We start from the raw sequence: 19,219 nt of genomic DNA on the forward strand, positions 1-19,219 counted from the left end.
GCGCATCCCTTTTGCCTGGAGAGATCCCCATGAGTTTCAACGACATGCTCAACATCGGCCTGATGCAAGGCTTCGCGGGCCTGAGCCTGTTCGCGGTGCTGCTGCTCATGGGCCTGGGTCTGGCCATCATCTTCGGGCAGATGGGCGTGATCAACATGGCGCACGGTGAGTTCATGACCATCGGCGCCTACACCATCTTTCTCGGCTCCACGCTGGCCGAGTCGATCAGTCCCGGCGCGGTGGCGGCGTACTTTCCGTTCGCCATCGTCGCCGCGTTCCTGTTCGCATTCATTGCCGGGTGGCTGGTGGAGTGGGCGCTGATCCGCCACCTCTACAAGCGACCCCTGGACACCCTGCTGGCCACCTGGGGCATCAGCCTGGCCATGCAGCAGTGCTTCCGCACCTTCATCGGCCCCAAGGAAGTGAGCCCGGTGCTGCCCGACTGGCTGCTGGGTTCGTGGGCACCCGCCGAGGGCCTGGACATTCCCATCAACGGCATGTTCGTGCTGGCGCTGACGGCGGTTGTCACCGGCGGCGTGCTGATCGCCCTGCACAAGAGCCGCTGGGGCCTGCGGGTGCGCGCCACGGTGAGCAACCGCGTGATGGCCAACGCCATCGGCATCGACACCAAGAAGACCGACCGCCTCACCTTCGCCATCGGTTGCGGCATCGCCGGTGTGGCCGGCGCAGCGTTCACCACCATCGGCTCCACCGGCCCCACCTCCGGCTCGCTCTACATCGTCGACGCCTTCCTGGTCGTCACCTTCGGCGGCGCCGCCAGCCTGCTGGGTACCGTGGTCTCGGCCTTCGGCATCGCCCAGACGCAGTCGATCAGCGAGTTCTTCATGGCCGGCTCCATGGCCAAGATGCTCACGCTCTCGCTCATCGTGGTGATCCTGATGATGCGTCCGCAGGGTCTGTTCGCCTCCAAGGTCCGCCGCTGAATTTCCCGCCTACCGGAGTCCTTTCATGAACGCCCTCAAAGCCTGGATCGCCCGCTACCAACTCGCCAGCCTGGTGCTGCTGACCCTGCTGCTGGCGGTGGTGCTGCCGCTGTCGATGGACATCTTCCGCCTCAACCTGGTCGGCAAGTACCTCACCTACGCCTTCGTGGCCATCGGCCTGGTGATGCTGTGGGGCTACGGCGGCGTGCTCAGCCTGGGGCAGGGCGTGTTCTTCGGTCTCGGCGGCTACGCCATGGCCATGTTCCTCAAGCTCGAGGCGTCCGACCCCGAGAGCACCAAGATCCAGTCGACCCCGGGCATCCCCGACTTCATGGACTGGAACCAGCTCACCGAGCTGCCCACCTTCTGGCTGCCGTTCAAGAGCTTCCCCTTCGCCCTGGCCGCGGTGGTGGTGGTGCCGATGCTGCTGGCCTGGATCATCAGCTTCGCCATGTTCAAGCGGCGCGTGGGTGGCGTGTACTTCGCCATCATCACGCAGGCCGTGGCGCTGATCCTGACGGTGCTCATCATCGGTCAGCAGGGCTACACCGGTGGCGTCAACGGCATGACCGACCTCAAGACGCTGATGGGCTGGGACACCCGCACCGACAGCGCCAAGTACATCCTGTACTACCTGTGCGTGGGCCTGCTGGTGCTGGCCATCGTGGCCTGCCGCTGGGTGCAGACCAGCAAGCTCGGCACCCTGCTGCTGGCCATGCGCGACAAGGAAGACCGGGTGCGCTTCTCGGGCTACGACGTCGCCGACTTCCGCATCTTCGTGTTCTGCCTGGCGGCCGCGCTTTCGGGCATCGGTGGTGCGCTGTTCACGCTGCAGGTGGGCTTCATGTCGCCCAGCTTCGTCGGCATCGTGCCCTCGATCGAGATGGTCATCTTTGCCGCCGTCGGTGGTCGCATGAGCCTGGTCGGCGCGGTCTACGGCACCTTGCTCGTCAACGCCGGCAAGACCTACTTCTCGGAGAGCTTCCCCGACGCCTGGCTGTTCCTGATGGCCGCGCTCTTCATCGGCGTGACCATGGCCTTCCCGATGGGCCTGGCCGGTGTGTGGGAGAGCCGCATCCTGCCCTGGTGGCGTGCGCTTCGCAGCGGCAAGGCCGCGGCACCGGTCACCACCACCGTGGTGCCCCAGGCCGCTGCGCCCAAGGTCGTGCCGCCCAGCACCACCGACGTGAAGTTGCCCGAAGGCACCAGCGGCCAGGGCGTCTGAGTCACCACCGGAGAGCATCCATGAGCAGCACCGACTTCGCCCTTGCGGTGGAAGACCTCACCGTCTCCTTCGACGGCTTCAAGGCCATCGACAACCTCACGCTGTACGTCGACAAGAACGAGCTGCGCGTGATCATCGGCCCCAACGGCGCCGGCAAGACCACCTTGCTCGACCTCATCTGCGGCAAGACCAAGGCCAGCGCCGGCAGCATCAAGTTCAAGGACGAAGAGATCCTGCAGATCCCCGAGCACAAGCGCGTGCGCCTGGGCATCGGCCGCAAGTTCCAGACGCCGTCGATCTACGAGAACCTCTCGGTCTGGCAGAACCTGGAGGTGTCCTACCCATCGGGCCGCTCGGTCTGGGGTGCGCTGGCCTTCTCGGCCACCGAACCCATCAAGGCGCGGGTGAAGGCCGTGGCCGAAGAGATCGGCCTCACCGACAAGCTCGAGACCGAAGCCGGCCTGCTCTCGCACGGGCAGAAGCAATGGCTGGAGATCGGCATGTTGCTGATGCAGGAGCCCGAGCTGCTGATGCTCGACGAGCCCATCGCCGGCATGAGCGCCAAGGAGCGCGACCTCACCGCCGAACTGTTGCACCGCATCTGCCAGAACCGCGCGGTGATCGTGATCGAACACGACATGGACTTCGTCAAGAAGATCGCCCACAAGGTCACCGTCATGCACCAGGGAAAGATCCTGGCGGAGGGCCCGATGGAGCAGGTGCAGGCCGATCCGAAAGTCATCGACGTTTACCTCGGCCACTGAAGGAGAGACCACCATGCTGCAAGTCAAGGACCTGTTCGTCTCCTATGGCCAGAGCGAGGCGCTGCACGGCATCTCGTTCGAGGCCCGCGAAAACGAAGCGGTGGCCATCATGGGCCGCAACGGCATGGGCAAGACCACGCTGTTCAAGTCGCTCATGGGCGTGCTGCCCACCAAGAGCGGCCACATCAGCGTGGCCGGGCAGGACCTCACGCGCGACGAGAGCTTTCGCCGCGTGGCCAAGGGCCTGGCCTACGTGCCGCAGGGCCGCATGATCTTCCCTACGCTGACGGTCGAGGAGAACATCCAGACCGGCCTGGAAAACGCGAAAGACAAGACCATCCCGCAGGAGATCTACGCACTGTTCCCGGTGCTGTGGGACATGCGCCGCCGCAAGGGCGGCAACCTCTCCGGAGGTCAGCAGCAGCAGCTCGCCATCGCGCGCGCCCTGGTCACCAACCCCAAGGTGCTGCTGCTCGACGAGCCCACCGAGGGCATCCAGCCGTCGATCATCAAAGACATCGCCAAGGCGCTCAACGAGATCCGCAAGATGCGCAAGATCACCATCGTGGTCTCCGAGCAGGTGCTCTCGTTCGCCATGGACGTCGCCGATCGCCTGTTCGTCATCGAGGGCGGGCGCCTGGTGCACGAAACCGAGCGCGCCAACACCGACCAGCAGCGCATCAAGGCCTATCTGTCGGTCTGAACCCCCTCCAACACCTTTCCCCGTCCACCCAAGGAGCACAGCCATGCCCGAAACCCTGATCAAAGTCGACCTGTCGCAACCCGCGCCGTCCAACGAGATGGTGCACAACCGCTGGCACCCGGACATTCCGATGGCCTGCTGGGTCAACCCGGGCGACGACTTCGTGCTCGAGACCTACGACTGGACCGGGGGCTTCATCAAGAACAACGACAGCGCCGACGACGTGCGCGACATCGACCTGACCACGGTGCACTACCTGAGCGGCCCGGTGGGCGTGAAGGGCGCCGAGCCCGGTGACCTGCTGGTGGTCGACCTGCTCGACATCGGCGCCAAGGAAGACAGCCTGTGGGGCTTCAACGGCTTCTTCAGCAAGAAGAACGGCGGCGGCTTCCTGACCGAGCACTTCCCGCAGGCGCAGAAGTCCATCTGGGACTTCCACGGCATGTTCACCACCTCGCGCCACGTGCCGGGCGTGAAGTACGCGGGCCTGATCCACCCCGGCCTGATCGGCTGCCTGCCCGACCCCAAGATGCTGGAGATGTGGAACACGCGCGAGCAGGCGCTGATCGATTCCGATCCCGCCACCAGCGGGCTGGCCAACCCGCCCTTCGCCGGCACGGCCCACATGGGCAAGCTCACCGGTGACGCCAAGGCCAAGGCCGCCGCCACCGGCGCGCGCACCGTGCCCCCGCGCGAACACGGCGGCAACTGCGACATCAAGGACCTCTCGCGCGGCTCGAAGATCTTCTTCCCCGTCTACGTCGAAGGCGCCGGCCTGTCGGTGGGCGACCTGCACTTCAGCCAGGGCGACGGCGAGATCACCTTCTGCGGCGCCATCGAGATGGCCGGCTGGGTGCACATGAAGGTCTCGATCATCAAGGGTGGCATGGCCAAGTACGGCATCAAGAACCCGATCTTCAAGCCCAGCCCGATCACGCCCACCTACAACGATTACGTCATCTTCGAAGGCATCAGCGTCGACGAAAGCGGCAAGCAGTACTACCTGGACGTGAACGTGGCCTACCGCCAGGCCTGCCTCAACGCCATCGAGTACCTCAAGAAGTTCGGCTACTCGGGCGCACAGGCCTACTCCATCCTCGGCACGGCGCCGGTGCAGGGCCACATCAGCGGTGTGGTCGACGTGCCCAACGCCTGCGCCACGCTGTGGCTGCCGACGCAGATCTTCGACTTCGACATCAACCCGAGCGCGGCCGGCCCGATCAAGCACCTCGACGGCTCGGTCGTGATGCCGCTGTCACCGGACCTCTGATCGCAGCGCGGAGCCGCCCATGCCGACCTACGACTACGCCTGCCCGGCCTGCGGCGGCTTCGACGCCTTTCGCAGCCTGTCCGAACGCAACGCGCCGGCCTACTGCCCGGACTGCGGCACCGCTTCACCGCGGGTGTTTGCCACCGCACCGCGCCTGGCGCTCATGAACAGCGACACGCGCACCGCCATGGGTGTCAACGAGCGCGCACGGCACGAGCCCAAGCGATCGGGCGACTACGCGCGCCTCAAGCACCCGGCGGGCTGCGGCTGCTGCAGCACCGGGCGCAGCAAGGCCACGGTGACGGCACCCAACGGGGCCAAGGCCTTCCCGTCCAAGCGGCCCTGGATGATCAGTCACTGAGTGCCGGCCGGCCGGCGCTTAGACGTGGGCCGTGGCGGGCGCAGCCGGGCCGACGTCGGGGTCACCGGCTTGCCGATCGACACGGTCTGCGCGTGGGGCGGCGCCCGGTCTTCACCGCCCACCGGCACGACGACCACCACCGTGCTGTGCTCGCGCAGCTCGCGTGGGTCACCGTGCGCTTCGATGCGCAGGCCCAACTCGCCGTGTGGGCCTTGCAGATCGGCCAGCAGGTCCGACACGGGCAAGGCGCATTCCCAGTAGCCCCGCTCGCGCGGACCGCATTGCACCGGGCTCTGCAATGGCGCGCGCTCGCCGGGCGCAGCGCGCACGAAGGGAAACACCTTCACCGCCGACAGCGACTCGGTGGCGATGAAGGCCAGCTTCAGTTGCGTGGCGTCCCGATTCAGGCGGGTGGGTGTGACGCCAAAGACCACGAAGGGTGCGTCGTTGGAGAGGTAGTCGGTCTTCGATGGCCAGCCATCGAGGGTGGACTCGGCACCGGCGGTGCCCAGGCTGAGCGCGAGCGCGGCTGCACCCGCGAGGACCACGGTCGGGTTCCCCATGCTTGTCTCCTGCCGCTGTTGTACGCCCCATTCTCACGACGCCGGCGCATACGTCAATCAACGTATCCCCCATAACAGGGCCGCTGCCCACAATGAAAGCGACACCGTTGCAACGGTCAGATCAACCGCTTTTCTGAGGGCCACCGCCATGATGCATGGGGACATTTCGAGCAGCGCCGACACCGTCGGCGTGGCCGTCGTGAACTACAAGATGCCGCGTCTGCACACCAAGGCCGAGGTGCTGGACAACGCGCGCAAGATCGCCGACATGATCGTCGGCATGAAGTCCGGCCTGCCGGGCATGGACCTGGTGATCTTCCCCGAGTACAGCACCCACGGGATCATGTACGACTCGAAGGAGATGTACGACACCGCGTCCACCGTGCCCGGCGCCGAGACCGAAATCTTTGCCGAGGCCTGCCGCAAGGCCAAGGTGTGGGGCGTGTTCTCGCTCACCGGCGAGCAGCACGAAGAGCACCCCAACAAGGCGCCCTACAACACACTGATCCTGATGAACGACCAGGGCGAGGTGGTGCAGAAGTACCGCAAGATCATGCCCTGGGTGCCCATCGAAGGCTGGTACCCCGGCAACTGCACCTACGTGAGCGAGGGCCCCAAGGGCCTGAAGATCAGCCTCATCATCTGCGACGACGGCAACTACCCCGAGATCTGGCGCGACTGCGCCATGAAGGGGGCCGAGCTCATCGTGCGCTGCCAGGGCTACATGTACCCCGCCAAGGACCAGCAGGTGCTCATGGCCAAGGCCATGGCCTGGGCCAACAACAGCTACGTCGCAGTGGCCAACGCCTCGGGCTTCGACGGCGTGTACAGCTACTTCGGGCACAGCGCGATCATCGGCTTTGACGGCCGCACGCTGGGCGAATGCGGCGAAGAGGACTACGGCGTGCAGTACGCGGCGCTGTCCAAGAGCCTGATCCGCGACTTCCGCAAGAACGCGCAGAGCGAGAACCACTTGTTCAAGCTGCTGCACCGCGGCTACACCGGCGTCATCAACTCGCGCGAAGGCGACAAGGGCGTGGCCGCCTGCCCCTACGAGTTCTACGGCAAGTGGGTCAGCGACCCCGAAGGCACGCAGAAGGCGGTCGAGGCGATCACGCGGCCCATGGTGGGCACCGAGGAATGCCCGATCGAGGGCATCCCCAACCCGGCCACGGCCGGACATCGCTGAGCCGGTGCGCGTGGACCCGCTGGCGGACTGGCGCCTCGCCGAGGAGCCCTTCTACCAGCCGGTCGGCGACGAAATCGCGGCCTTTGACGCCGCGCGCGCCGCGCGGCTGCCGTTGCTGCTCAAGGGTCCCACCGGCTGCGGCAAGACGCGCTTCGTCGAGCACATGGCCTGGCGGCTGCAGCTGCCGCTGGTGACCGTGGCCTGCCACGACGACCTGAGCGCGGGCGATCTGGCCGGGCGCTGGCTGCTCGACGCCGACGGCACGCGCTGGGTCGACGGCCCGCTGGCACTGGCGGCGCGCCACGGCGCGCTGTGCTACCTGGACGAGCTGATGGAGGCGCGCGGCGACACCACGGTGCTGCTGCACCCGCTGGCCGACACCCGCCGCGTGCTGCCGCTGGAGCGCCGTGGCGAACTGCTGCAGGCCCACCCCGACTTCCAGCTCATCGTCAGCTACAACCCGGGCTACCAGGGCCTGCAGCGCGACCTCAAGCCGTCGACGCGGCAGCGCTTCGTGGCGCTCGGCTTCGACTACCCCGCGCCCGAGGTCGAGGCCGCCATCGTGGCGCACGAAGGCGGTGTGGACGCCGCACTGGCCGAGCGGCTGGTGCAACTGGCCATCCGCACCCGCCGCCTGCGCGACGAAGGCCTGCCCGAAGGCGCTTCCACCCGCATGCTGGTGCACGCCGCGCAACTGGTGCGCGCCGGCATGGCCGAGGGCGCGGCGGCGCGGCTGGCGGTGGCCGAACCCCTGAGCGACGACCCCGACCTCGCGCCCAGCCTGCGCGCCCTGGTCAGCGCGAGCTTTGCATGACGGCGCAGGCCGCCGAGGCCTCACGCGCTGAAGGGTCAGGCACCGACACCTCACGCACCGACACCCGCGTGCGCCTGCTGGCGCGCGCCCTGTGGGGCGGCGAGTGGGCCACGCTGCGCCAATCCCCCGTGGCGGGCGACGCCACCCGCACGGCCGCGCAGCGCGCGGTGCTGGTGCGCGGCGAGGCCGACCACTGGGCGCTGCACCTGCCCACACGTACCCCGCCCGACCTGGCCCTGGCGGTGGCTGCTCACGCCGCGGCGCACCGGCAGTTCGGCGCGCCAGCACAAGCGCGCGCCGGCCTCAAGCCGGTGCAGCAGGCCTTGCTCGGCGTGCTCGAAGACGCGCGGATCGAGTGGTTCGCCATGCAGGCGATGCCCGGCCTGCGCGCGGTGTGGTGGCCGCATCACGCCGCCGCCGTGGCGCACGCGGGCAACGGCTTTGAAGACCTGCTCACGCGGCTGGCGGCCAGCCTGTTCAACCCCCACCACGCCGACCCGCACGCCTGGATCGCGCGCGTGCGGCGCAGCGTCTTCGACGCCGATGGTCACACGCTGTCTTTGCGCAGCGCCCAACAGGTGCGCGCGCTGGCCTCGGTGCTGGGCAACGACATCGGTCAGATGCGCCTGCCCTTCAACCCGCGCAGCTATGCGGTGGCCGCGCGCTACCGCGACGACAACACCCACCTCTGGCTGCCCGACGATCAACCCACCGACGACCAGCCGCTGCATGCCGATGCGCCACCCGACGCGCAGACACCGCCCGCGGCCGGGCACCAGGATGACCCGGTGCCACCCGCGGCGGTGTACCCCGAATGGGACCAGCGCATCGCGCGCTACCGCACGCGCTGGTGCCAGGTGTACGAGCACACGCCAACGTTGCAGGCCCGCGCCTCCGCCGCGCCCACGCCCGGCCGCGACCGCCTGGTACGCGCGCTGGCGCGTGCCGGGCGTGTGCCGCGCCCCGGCGCCACGCGCGAGCGCGACGGCGACGAACTGCACGCCGTGGCCCTGGTGGAGGCCGCCATCGAGCGGCGCCGCCACCAGCCACCCGATGCGCGCCTGTACCGCGCGCGCTGGCGACCCGCACCCCCCATGGCCGTGCTCTTGCTGCTCGACGCCTCGGTCTCGACAGCCGACCGCCTGCCCGGCGGCGAACCCGCCCTGGCCGCCTTGCAGCGCGGTGCGTTGACCACGGCGGCCGCCTTGCGCGCGCTGGGCCACCGCTGCGCGGTCTGGGCCTTTGCCAGCCAGGGCCGCCAGCGCATCGACCTGCACGCCGTGCTGCCCTGGCAGGCCGCGCTGGGCGATGCACAGGCGGCGCAGCCTGGCGGTTCCACCCGCATGGGCGCGGCCTTGCGCCATGCGCTGCACCTGAGCGGGCGCGACCGCCGCCAGCACCCGGGCCACCGCCGCTGCGTGGTGCTGCTCACCGATGGCGAGTTGCATGACATTGACGTGCACGAAAAGGGCTACCTGCGCGCCGACCTGCAGCGCGCCGCCCACGAGGCCGCGCAGCAAGGCATCGCGGTGCGGGCCCTGGTGCATGCGCCCGGCGATGCCCGGGCGCTGATGGTCGCGCTCGGCCGTGCCGGCGTGAGGCCCTGTGCCCAGCCGGCCCAGTGGCCGCAGGCCCTGGTGCCTTTGTTGGTCTGACCCGGGGCAGGGTGGGCTGCGCGACAATCCCACCCCCATGCAACTCACCGACCTGCGTCAACAACTGGCCGCCCTGGGCGCCGGGCCGCTGCATGCGCAGCGCGTGTTGCGGCATTGGGTGCACGCGCTGCCGGCCGACGCCGGACGGCGCAAGCCGGAACACCACTTTCCCAAGGCCTTGTTCGAGGCCCTGCCGGCGCTGCGCGAACAACTCGCCGGCCTCGCGCGCCTGCAGGCCGAGCACCCCGGCGAGGACGGTTCGGCCCGATTGCTGGTGGCGCTGCGTGATGGCCAGACCGTCGAGAGCGTGCGCCTGCCGCGCGGCGGCCTGTGCGTGTCCACGCAGGTGGGCTGCGCCGTGGGCTGCGGTTTCTGCATGACCGGCACCGGTGGCCTGATCCGCCAGCTCGGCAGTGCCGAAATCGTGGCCCAGGTGGCGCTGGCGCGCGCGGGCCGCGCGGTGAACAAGGTGGTCTTCATGGGCATGGGCGAGCCCGCGCACAACCTCGACGCGGTGCTCGAGGCCATCGAGCTGCTGGGCACCGTGGGCGGCATCGGGCACAAGCAGCTGGTGTTCTCCACCGTGGGCGACGAGCGCGCCTTCGACGCTTTGCCGCGCGGTGCGGTCAGGCCCGCGCTGGCCTTGTCGCTGCACACCACCAAGGCCGCTCTGCGCGAGCAATTGCTGCCGCGTGCGCCGCGGCTCACGCCGGCCGAGCTGGTCGAGCGCGCCGACGCCTATGCGCGCGCCACCGGCTACCCGGTGCAATACCAGTGGACGCTGCTCGACGGCGTGAACGACGGCGACGACGAAATCGAGGGCATCGTGCGCCTGCTGGGCGGGCGCTACGGCGTGCTCAACCTCATTCCCTACAACGCCGTCGACGGCCTGCCGTTCCAGCGCCCCGGCTGGGACAAGGCGGCCGACATGGCGCGGCGCCTGCACCGTCAGGGCATCCTCACCAAGCTGCGCCACTCCGCCGGGCAGGACGTGGACGCCGGCTGCGGCCAGCTGCGTGCGCGCTCGCTGACCACGGGTGAGCAGGTGGTGGCGCTGCGCCGGCGCGCACCCCTCACTGCAGCGTCATCGGCCGCGAGCTCGTCTTGACCCGCACCAGCGGTGCCCGCGGCACATAGGGCGCGGGCGTGGCGCCGCAGATGTCGGCGGCGATGGCGCGGGCCTGGCGCGCGATGGGTTCGATGTAGCGGCAGGCCTGCCCATCGATGCTGATGCAGTCGCCCAGGGCGTGGATGCGTTCGGCGCTGGTGCGCAGGTTGTGCGGGCTCACGCAGATGCCGTTGTCCCAGGCCAGGGCGGCGCTGCGCGCCAGCCGCCCGGGCGTCTGCAGGCCGGCGGCCACCACCACCTCGTCGGCCGCAAAGCGCTGGCCGTCGACGGTGCTCAGGCGCAGCTTGTCGCCCACCCGTTGCAGCGACTGCACCTGCACGCCGCCCATGAAGCGGATGCTGAGGTCGCGCCAGGCGTCAAGCAATTGGGTGCCGGCGCCTTGCTCGTGCCAGCGCGCCAGCGGCTCGACCGTGGTGTCGATCAGGGTGACATGGTGGCCGCCGATGGCCAGGTCGTTGGCCAGCTCGCTGCCGATCAGGCCGGCACCGACGATGAGCACGTCGCGCGGGGTGTCGCCCAGGCGTTCGCGCAGGCGGCGGTAGGCGCCCAGGTGGTTGATGCGCCAGCACAGCTCGGGCGGCAGCTCGTCGGGCAGGCGGGCGCGCGCGCCGTGGGCCAGCACCAGGTGGGCGTAGCGCAGGTTGCCGCGGGTGGTTCGCAGGGTGCGGGTGTCGGTGCAGATGCGCACGGCCTCGGTGTGGGCCAGCAGGCGCACGCCCAGTCGCGCCGCAGCGGCGCTGCCGCTTTCGCGCACCAGCGCACCGTCGTCGAGCCGGCGCGCCAGCGCCACCGACAGCAGCGGCTTGTCGTACACGTCACCGGCGCACTGGGTGACCAGGGTGATGGGCAGCGCCGGGTCGAGCGCGCGCAGGGCCTCGGCCGTCTGCCAGCCGGCGCGGCCGGCGCCGACGATGACCACGCCGGCGTCGCCGCCGCGGGTGGCCACCGGTGTGCTGTCGCTGGCCGCGGCGCGCGCACGCAGGGCGTCCACGCTCGGGGCTTCGTAGGGGCGGAACTCGGCCTTGGTGACGCCGCACAGCGGGCAGGCCCAGTCGTCGGGGATGTCGTCGAAGCGGGTGCCGGGGGCCAGGCCACCGTCGGGGTCGCCGAGGGCTTCGTCGTACACATAGCCGCAGGCTTCGCAGAGGTACTGGCGGTAGGGTGCCAGCGCACGCGCGGCCTGCGCCGTGGCGCTGAGCGTGGAGGGCAGCGAGGAAGGCAGCGTGTTCATGCGGGCATCACCTCGGCCGACAGGCGCGCGATCTCCTTGCGCAGGTGCTTGATGGCCGGCGTGACGATGGCCACGAAGTGCGATTCGCGCACCCGGCGCTGCACCTCGCTGCTCATCAGGTAGCCGCGCGCGCCCTGGTGCAGCAGCGCCGATTGCGCGGCGCGCAGCGACAACTCGGCGCCGTGCGCGCGCGCATCGAGCACGTCGATGAAGAAATCCACCGAGGGGTCGAACGGCGTCTCGGCGAGCTTCATCACGCGCGCGGTGAGGGTGTCCAGTTCGGCCTGCAACGCAGCCGGGCGGTCTTCGAGGAACTGGTTGACGTGGCCGAGCTGGTCTTCCACCGCCCACATGCTGTCGATCGCGCCCTGCACCACGCCCACCGCCATGCCGCACTGGAGCATGACGAAGGCGCTGCGGATGCGCGCGATGAAGGGCTTGGCGGGGTCGGCCATGATCTCGCCGGCACCGATGAAGTGGTCCTTCAGGCGCAGCGCGTAGGTGCCGGTGCCTTCCATGGCCGAGAAGCTCGGGCACTCGCGCAGCTCCACGCCATCGCCGTCGCAGCGCAGCAGGAACATCACCTCGCGCACCAGCTGTCCCTGCTCGTCCACCACGCCGGCCAGCGCGCCGCACACATGGCCGGGGCCCAGGTTGCTGACCCAGGGCAGGTTGCCGTTGATGCGGTAGCCGCCGTCCACCGGCGTGGCCTTGAGCAGCAGGCCTTCGATCTGCGCGTAGCTCTTCATCGGGTTGGACATGGCGGTGCCGCCGAGCACGTCGCCGCGGGCCAGCGCCAGCAGGGCTTCGCCCGCCAGTGCCGGGTTGCCCGAGGCCTGCATGTACAGGCCGCACACCGCCTGGCACCACATCATGAAGCCGGTGGCGCCGCAGACCTGCGAGACCTCGGCCATGGCGCGCAGCGCCAGCGCGAAGTCGCCGCGGCCGGCGGGTGCGTTCAGGTGCGCGCTCATGGCCCCCAGCGCGGCCAGTTGCTGCAGCTCCTGGCGCGGGTAGTGGCCCTCGCGGTCGATGGCCTCGACCACCTCAGCCAGCGGGCCGCGTGCGATGGCGCGCACGGCGGCCAGCACAGCGTCGGGGCTGTTGTCCACGGCCAGGTCGCGGGGCAGGTCGGCGGGGTGCATGTCGGCTCCTTGCAGCGTTGCGGGCAGGCCTCAGGCCATGGAGATTTCGAACGGGATGGGGTTGCGCATGGTGTTGGCCACGGGCGAGTAGTAGTTGGCGTGCTTGACGATCTCGTCGAGCACCTCGCGCGGGGCATCGCCCTCGACCAGCACCTTCACGCGAATCGCCTGGAAGCCCATCTCGGGCGGCGTCTTCTCCAGTGCGCCGCCGGCGCCCCAGGCGGCCGGGTTGCCGATGTCGCCTTCCAGAAAGACCTCGAGCTTGCTCAGCTTGACGCCCTTCCAGGTGGCGACGGCGGTCACACCCACGGCGATGCAGCCGCCCAGGCCCGAGAGCACAATCTCGCCGGGCGCGGGCGCGGTGTCCTGGCCGAACAGGTGCAGTGGCTCGTCAACCACCACCGGTTGGTGGTTGCCCACATAGCTGAGCGAGCGGTATTGCCCCTCCATCACGGTGTGGACCTTGTTGGTTCCCCGCGAGCCGGGATTGGCCTTGCCTTTGGCGGCGAAGGCGGCCAGGCCGGTGCTGTCGATGGGGCGCAGGTAGGCCTTGATGGTGGTGGGCTCGGCGGTGTCGGTGCTGGACATGAAAAGTCTCCGTGATGGGTGGGGAAAAGCGGGTTCAGGCGGCCAGTGCCAGGGCGGGCGCGCTGGCCTTGACGGGCAGGCCGGTCTCGATCGGCAGGGACGGGTCGCGCGACCATTCGTTCCACGAACCGAAGTACATGCGCACGTCGCTGAAGCCGGCCTGCTTGAGGGCGAGGAAGGTGTTGGAGGCGCGCGCACCCTTGAAGCAATAGAGGTAGATGGTGTCGTCGGTGCCGACGCCGGCGGTGGCCAGCTCGGCCTTCACCTCGTCGGGCGACTTGATCACCGGCCCGAGCGCGGACGGCTTCATGAAGCGGTACCACTCGACCCACTTGGCGCCGGGCAGACGGCCTTTGCGCGGTGCGAAGTCCTTGCCATAGGGGCTGGAGCTTTCGCCGATCCACTCGTCCACGTCGCGCACGTCGAGCAGCACGACGTCGGTGCCCAGGGCCTTCTGCACATCGGCCTGGGTCAGCATGACGTCGGCCGTGGGCAGGTCGGGGAAGGTGGCGGACACGGGCGTGGCCACTTCGGTCGAGACCGGCAGGCCGGCGGCCTTCCAGGCGCTGAAGCCACCGTTGAGCACCTTGATCTTGGGGTAGCCCAGCCAGGTGAGCAGGTAGTAGCCGCGGCAGGACTGGCCGTAGCCGGTGTTCATGGCGTCTTCGTAGAACACCGCGGTCTCCTTGCCCGACAGGCCGGCCGCGCCGAGCGCGCTGGCGAAGGTGCTCTTGAGCGCCTGCAGGCCCTCGGGCGACGAGGTGGCCAGGTAGGTGAAGATTTCGCGCAGGTTGACCGCGCCGGGCACATGGCCAGCGGCGTAGGTGTCGGGGTCGCGTGTGTCGATGATCACCACGGGCTCGCTGGCTTGCAGGGCCTGCAGCTGTTCAGGGGCAATCAGGGTGGCGTCGATGCTCATGAGGACCTCGCGAAAAGGGTGGATGAAGGGTTGGCCTTGCTCCTTATCGCAACGGGTGTGCCAGGTCGGCAACGTGGTACGAGCTGCTCACAAACTTCAATGAAATCAAGTGCTTGCGGCAAGTCGCCGGGGACGGCCGCTGTGCCGGGCGCAATCAGTGGCCGGCCTGGGTTCGCACTGTGTCGACAAAGTGTCGACACAGTGGCAATCACGTCGTACCGCGGTCAGCGAAGCCCGGCCTTGCGCAGCCGGTAGCTGAACTGGCGCAGCGTCAGCCCCAGGCTTTGGGCGGCGCGCGTCTGGTTGCCCTGGTGTCGTTGCAGGGCTTCCTGCAGCACCAGCGCGCTGTGCGACTGCGCGCTCTGGTAGTCGCGCACCAGTACGCCGGCGTCGGTGCTTGCCGGGGTGGGGGCGGGCAGGGCGCGTTCGTGCTCGGGCATGAAGCGGCGCAGCGTGGCGGCGTCGACCAGCGTGTCGTCGGCCAGCAGCACCACGCGTTCGATCAGGTTGCCCAGCTCGCGGATGTTGCCGGGCCAGTCGTGCGACTCGAGCAGCGCCAGCGCATCGGCGCCGAGGTAGACGTTGCGCTGGTGGGCCTGGTTGGCCCGGCTCACGAAGTGCAGCGCCAGCGCGCGCACGTCGTCGCGGCGCTCGCGCAGGCTGGGCAGGCGGATGGGCACCACGTTGAGCCGGTAGTACAGGTCCTGGCGGAAGCGCCCGGCCTGCACGTCGCGCGCGAGGTCGCGGTGCGTGGCGGCCACCAGCCGCACGTCGACCTTGAGCTCGCGCGAGCTGCCCAGGCGCACCAGCGTGCCTTCCTGCAGCGTGCGCAGCAGCTTGCTCTGCATGGCCAGCGGCAGCTCTCCGATCTCGTCGAGGAACAGCGTGCCGCCGTGTGCCTGCTCGAACCAGCCGGCGCGCGCGCCGGCTGCACCGGTGAAGGCGCCGCGCTCGTGGCCGAACAGCTCCGACTCGAACAGCGACTCGGGAATGGCCGCGCAGTTGACCTTGATGAAGGGCTGGTCGCGCCGGGGGCTGGCCAGGTGTACCGCACGGGCGAACAACTCCTTGCCCGAGCCCGACTCGCCCAGCAGCAGCACCGTGGCCTGCGACTGCGACACACGTTCGAGCTCGGCCAGCGCCTGCAGCAGGGGCGGTGAATGGCCGATCAGGCCGTAGCGCGCGCTGCGGCTGTCGAGGGCGCGCTCCAGCGCGGCGTTGCGCGCCTGCAGCTGGCGCGTTTGCTCGGCCACCAATTGCTCCAGTTGCAGCAGCTGGCCGGCCAACGTGGCCAGGATGCGCAGCACAGCCAGGTCGTCGTTGAGGTGGCGCTGGCGGCTGCGGATGCGGTGGCAGCCGAGCACGCCCACTGTGGCGCCGCGCAAGGTGATGGGCAGCGCAATGAAGGCCACGGTCTGCGGCGGCAATTGCTCGCGGTGCACCGCGCGAAACAGGAACAAGGGCTCGGCGTCCACGTCCTGCACGATGGCGGGCAGGCCGCTGGCGAGCACGCGGCCGGTGATGCCCTCGCCCCAGCGGTAGACGCCACGGCGCATTTCGGTCTGGGTGAGGCCGTAGGCGTGGCGGATGGACGCGGTGCGCGCGCCATCGGGCAGCGCCTCGTCGGCCAGCACCAGGCGACCGCGGTTGAGGCCCAGCAGCTCGCTCATCAGGTGCAGCATTTCGCGAAACACCTCGGCCGGCGCCAGGCTGCGCCCGACCAGCGCCATCACCTGCCGCATGAGCAACAGCTCTTGGCCCCGCCAGTCGGTGGGGGCTTCGCTTGTCGGGTGGCGTTCGTCGGGGGGCATGACCAGTGAGCTAGCAAGCATCGCACCACGCGCCGGGCAGCCCGTAAAATCGCCGCCTCTCAAGGAGCGTTGCAGCGCCCCACCCCGCATGGGGCCAGGGCGTCAGGCTTGGGTGGGCTGAACCGGCCCCAACGACGCTCACCAGACGGTTTTGCACACAAACCTGGTGAGCCCCATGACTTCCGCTACCTCTTCACCCGCCGTGCGCCCGATGCTGTTGTCGGGCCTGGAGCCCCTGTCCATCGGCGAGGGCAGCCTGTTCGTCAACGTCGGCGAACGTACCAACGTCACCGGCTCCAAGGCCTTCGCGCGCATGATCCTCGAAGGCCGCTTCGAGGATGCGCTGGCGGTGGCACGCCAGCAGGTCGAGAACGGCGCGCAGATCGTCGACGTGAACATGGATGAGGCCATGCTCGACAGCGAAGCCGCGATGGTGCGCTTCCTCAACCTCATGGCCGGCGAGCCCGACATCGCGCGCGTGCCGGTGATGGTGGACAGCTCCAAGTGGAGCGTGATCGAGGCCGGCCTGCGCTGCCTGCAGGGCAAGGGCGTCGTCAACTCCATCAGCATGAAAGAGGGCGTGGACGAGTTCAAGCGCCAGGCGAACCTCATCAAGCGCTACGGCGCCGCCACCGTGGTGATGGCTTTCGACGAGAAGGGCCAGGCCGACACCTACCAACGCAAGATCGAGATCTGCGAGCGCGCCTACCGCATCCTGGTCGACGAGGTGGGCTTCCCGCCCGAGGACATCGTGTTCGACCCGAACATCTTCGCCATCGCCACCGGCATCGAGGAACACAACAACTACGCGGTCGATTTCATCGAGGCCACGCGCTGGATCAAGCAGCACCTGCCGGGCGCCAAGGTTTCGGGCGGTGTGTCCAACGTGAGCTTTTCCTTCCGCGGCAACGACCCGGTGCGCGAGGCGATTCACACCGTGTTCCTGTACCACGCCATCCAGGCCGGCATGGACATGGGCATCGTCAACGCCGGCATGGTCGGCGTGTACGACGAGCTGGAGCCGCAACTGCGCGAGCGCGTGGAAGACGTGGTACTGAACCGCCGCCCCGATGCCGCCGAGCGCCTGCTGGAAATCGCCGAGACCGCCAAGGGCGCGGCCAAGGACGATTCGCAGAAGAACGCCTGGCGCGAGCTGCCGATCCGCGAGCGGCTGTCGCACGCGCTGGTGCGCGGCATCAACGACTTCATCACCGACGACACCGAGCAGATGTGGCGCGAGATCGAGGCCGGCGGTGGGCGCCCGCTCAACGTCATCGAAGGCCCGCTGATGGACGGCATGAACATCGTGGGCGACCTGTTCGGCCAGGGCAAGATGTTCCTGCCGCAGGTGGTCAAGAGCGCGCGCGTGATGAAGCAGGCCGTGGCCCACCTGCTGCCCTACATCGAGGAAGAGAAGAAGCGCCTGGAGGCCGCCGGCGGCGACGTGCGCAGCAAGGGCAAGATCGTCATCGCCACCGTCAAGGGCGACGTGCACGACATCGGCAAGAACATCGTCACCGTCGTGCTCCAGTGCAACAACTTCGAGGTGGTGAACATGGGCGTGATGGTCCCGTGCCACGAGATCCTCGCGCGCGCCAAGGTCGAAGGCGCCGACATCGTCGGCCTCTCCGGCCTCATCACCCCCAGCCTCGAAGAGATGCAGTACGTGGCCGGCGAGATGCAAAAGGACGAGCACTTCCGCGTGAAGAAGATCCCGCTGCTCATCGGCGGCGCCACCACCAGCCGCGTGCACACCGCGGTCAAGATCGCGCCGCACTACGAAGGCCCGGTGGTCTACGTGCCCGATGCCTCGCGCAGCGTGAGCGTGGCGCAGGGCCTGCTGTCCGAGCAGGCGGCGGCCTACATCGCCGAGGTCGAGGCCGACTATGAGCGCGTGCGCCAGCTGCACGCCAACAAGAAGCAGGTGCCGCTGTGGCCGCTGGAGAAGGCGCGCGCCAACCGCACGCCGATCGACTGGGCCGCCTACCAGCCCACCACGCCCCGCTTCATTGGCCGGCGCGTGTTCAAGAACGTCGATCTGGCCGAGCTGGCGAAATTCATCGACTGGGGCCCGTTCTTCCAGACCTGGGATCTGGCCGGCCCCTTCCCCGAGATCCTCAAGGACGAGGTGGTGGGCGAAGAGGCGCGCCGCGTCTTCAGCGACGGCAAGCGCATGCTGCAGCGCCTGATCGACGGCCGCTGGCTCACGGCCAACGCGGTGATCGGCCTGTACCCGGCCAACCGCGTGGGCGACGACGACATCGCGCTCTATGCCGACGAATCGCGCGAACGGCCGGTGCTGGTGTGGCACGGCCTGCGCCAGCAGACCGAGAAGCAGGCCATCGACGGCGTGATGCGGCCCAGCCGCTGCCTGGCCGACTTCGTGGCGCCGCAAGGTGTCGCCAATGACTACGTGGGCGTGTTCGCCGTGACCACCGGCATCGGCGTCGAGAAGAAGGAGCGCCAGTTCCTGGCCGACCACGACGACTACTCGGCCATCCTGTTCAAGGCGCTGGCCGACCGCCTGGCCGAGGCGCTGGCCGAGCAGATGCATCACCGCGTGCGCACCGACCTGTGGGGCTATGCGGCCGGTGAAGACCTGAGCAACGAAGAACTGATCAAGGAGCAGTACCAGGGCATCCGCCCGGCGCCCGGTTACCCGGCCTGCCCCGATCACACCGTCAAGCGCGACATGTTCGCGCTGCTGCAGGCCGACGAGATCGGCATGCAGCTCACCGACAGCCTGGCGATGTCACCGGCGGCCAGCGTGAGCGGCTTCTACCTGAGCCACCCGCAAAGCACCTACTTCAACGTCGGCAGGATCGGCGAAGACCAGCTCGCCGACCTGGCCGAACGCAGCCAGGTGGCGCGCGACGAACTGCAACGCTGGCTGGCGCCCAACCTCTGA

17 protein-coding genes and 1 riboswitch are annotated in these 19,219 nt (G+C 69.0%); of the genes, 11 read left to right on the forward strand and 6 right to left on the reverse strand.

Features of this window, described 5'->3' with window-relative positions; genetic code table 11:
• Nucleotides 1–29 precede the first annotated feature (29 nt).
• From urtB to KF871_RS03780, 6 genes are read left to right on the forward strand one after another with little or no spacing between them, the layout of a single operon-like run.
• Nucleotides 30–944: an urea ABC transporter permease subunit UrtB gene (urtB, locus tag KF871_RS03755; RefSeq protein WP_291138538.1), complete on the forward strand. Its 915-nt coding sequence runs from the start codon at nucleotides 30–32 to the stop codon at nucleotides 942–944.
• A gap of 25 nt (nucleotides 945–969) precedes the next feature.
• Nucleotides 970–2,169 carry an urea ABC transporter permease subunit UrtC gene (urtC, locus tag KF871_RS03760; RefSeq protein WP_291138541.1) on the forward strand — a complete coding sequence of 400 codons (1,200 nt, stop codon included), beginning with the start codon at nucleotides 970–972 and terminating at the stop codon, nucleotides 2,167–2,169.
• A 20-nt stretch (nucleotides 2,170–2,189) separates the two neighbouring features.
• Nucleotides 2,190–2,933 carry an urea ABC transporter ATP-binding protein UrtD gene (urtD, locus tag KF871_RS03765; RefSeq protein ID WP_291138544.1) on the forward strand — a complete coding sequence of 248 codons (744 nt, stop codon included), beginning with the start codon at nucleotides 2,190–2,192 and terminating at the stop codon, nucleotides 2,931–2,933.
• A gap of 13 nt (nucleotides 2,934–2,946) precedes the next feature.
• Nucleotides 2,947–3,636, forward strand: coding sequence for an urea ABC transporter ATP-binding subunit UrtE (gene urtE, locus KF871_RS03770; RefSeq protein ID WP_291138547.1), 690 nt, complete (start codon nucleotides 2,947–2,949; stop codon nucleotides 3,634–3,636).
• 43 nt (nucleotides 3,637–3,679) lie between these two features.
• On the forward strand, nucleotides 3,680–4,906 hold the full coding sequence (fmdA, locus tag KF871_RS03775) for a formamidase (RefSeq protein WP_291138550.1): 1,227 nt from the start codon (nucleotides 3,680–3,682) through the stop codon (nucleotides 4,904–4,906).
• A gap of 19 nt (nucleotides 4,907–4,925) precedes the next feature.
• Nucleotides 4,926–5,267, forward strand: a complete 342-nt coding sequence (locus KF871_RS03780; RefSeq protein WP_291138552.1) for a zinc ribbon domain-containing protein — start codon at nucleotides 4,926–4,928, stop codon at nucleotides 5,265–5,267.
• On the opposite strand, the gene KF871_RS03785 is transcribed toward KF871_RS03780, so the two are convergent.
• On the reverse strand, nucleotides 5,261–5,830 hold the full coding sequence (locus tag KF871_RS03785) for a hypothetical protein (RefSeq protein WP_291138556.1): 570 nt from the start codon (nucleotides 5,828–5,830) through the stop codon (nucleotides 5,261–5,263). The two genes, KF871_RS03780 and KF871_RS03785, sit on opposite strands and share 7 nt — an antisense overlap.
• Before the next feature lie 148 nt (nucleotides 5,831–5,978).
• Between KF871_RS03785 and KF871_RS03790 the strand changes: the two genes are divergently transcribed.
• From KF871_RS03790 to KF871_RS03805, 4 genes are read left to right on the forward strand one after another with little or no spacing between them, the layout of a single operon-like run.
• Nucleotides 5,979–7,019, forward strand: coding sequence for an aliphatic amidase (locus tag KF871_RS03790; protein ID WP_291138559.1), 1,041 nt, complete (start codon nucleotides 5,979–5,981; stop codon nucleotides 7,017–7,019).
• Between the two features lie 10 nt (nucleotides 7,020–7,029).
• Complete coding sequence (locus tag KF871_RS03795; protein ID WP_291138560.1) at nucleotides 7,030–7,833, forward strand: CbbQ/NirQ/NorQ/GpvN family protein; 804 nt, start codon at nucleotides 7,030–7,032, stop codon at nucleotides 7,831–7,833.
• Nucleotides 7,830–9,488 carry a VWA domain-containing protein gene (locus KF871_RS03800; protein WP_291138561.1) on the forward strand — a complete coding sequence of 553 codons (1,659 nt, stop codon included), beginning with the start codon at nucleotides 7,830–7,832 and terminating at the stop codon, nucleotides 9,486–9,488. Before KF871_RS03795 ends, KF871_RS03800 begins: the two co-directional genes overlap by 4 nt.
• 37 nt (nucleotides 9,489–9,525) lie before the next feature.
• Nucleotides 9,526–10,596, forward strand: a complete 1,071-nt coding sequence (locus tag KF871_RS03805; RefSeq protein WP_291138563.1) for an RNA methyltransferase — start codon at nucleotides 9,526–9,528, stop codon at nucleotides 10,594–10,596.
• Here the strand turns inward: KF871_RS03805 and KF871_RS03810 are convergent.
• From KF871_RS03810 to KF871_RS03830, 5 genes are all read right to left on the reverse strand, one after another.
• Entirely contained in the window at nucleotides 10,562–11,848 is a 1,287-nt protein-coding gene (locus KF871_RS03810) for an FAD-dependent oxidoreductase (RefSeq protein WP_291138565.1), read from the reverse strand. The genes KF871_RS03805 and KF871_RS03810 overlap by 35 nt on opposite strands.
• Nucleotides 11,845–12,993, reverse strand: coding sequence for an acyl-CoA dehydrogenase family protein (locus KF871_RS03815; RefSeq protein WP_291138568.1), 1,149 nt, complete (start codon nucleotides 12,991–12,993; stop codon nucleotides 11,845–11,847). Before KF871_RS03815 ends, KF871_RS03810 begins: the two co-directional genes overlap by 4 nt.
• 30 nt (nucleotides 12,994–13,023) lie before the next feature.
• Nucleotides 13,024–13,581 (reverse strand): OsmC family protein, encoded by a 558-nt coding sequence (locus KF871_RS03820; RefSeq protein ID WP_291138570.1) that lies wholly within the window; start codon nucleotides 13,579–13,581, stop codon nucleotides 13,024–13,026.
• A gap of 34 nt (nucleotides 13,582–13,615) precedes the next feature.
• Entirely contained in the window at nucleotides 13,616–14,500 is an 885-nt protein-coding gene (locus tag KF871_RS03825) for a sulfurtransferase (RefSeq protein ID WP_291138572.1), read from the reverse strand.
• 224 nt (nucleotides 14,501–14,724) lie between these two features.
• Nucleotides 14,725–16,311 (reverse strand): sigma 54-interacting transcriptional regulator, encoded by a 1,587-nt coding sequence (locus KF871_RS03830; RefSeq protein ID WP_291138574.1) that lies wholly within the window; start codon nucleotides 16,309–16,311, stop codon nucleotides 14,725–14,727.
• Between the two features lie 55 nt (nucleotides 16,312–16,366).
• Nucleotides 16,367–16,458: riboswitch (S-adenosyl-L-homocysteine riboswitch) on the forward strand.
• Nucleotides 16,459–16,486: 28 nt separating this feature from the next.
• Here KF871_RS03830 and metH point away from each other — a divergent pair.
• Complete coding sequence (gene metH, locus KF871_RS03835) at nucleotides 16,487–19,219, forward strand: methionine synthase (protein ID WP_291138575.1); 2,733 nt, start codon at nucleotides 16,487–16,489, stop codon at nucleotides 19,217–19,219.

This window comes from Hydrogenophaga sp. (assembly GCF_019635465.1).
Lineage (GTDB): Bacteria > Pseudomonadota > Gammaproteobacteria > Burkholderiales > Burkholderiaceae_C > Hydrogenophaga.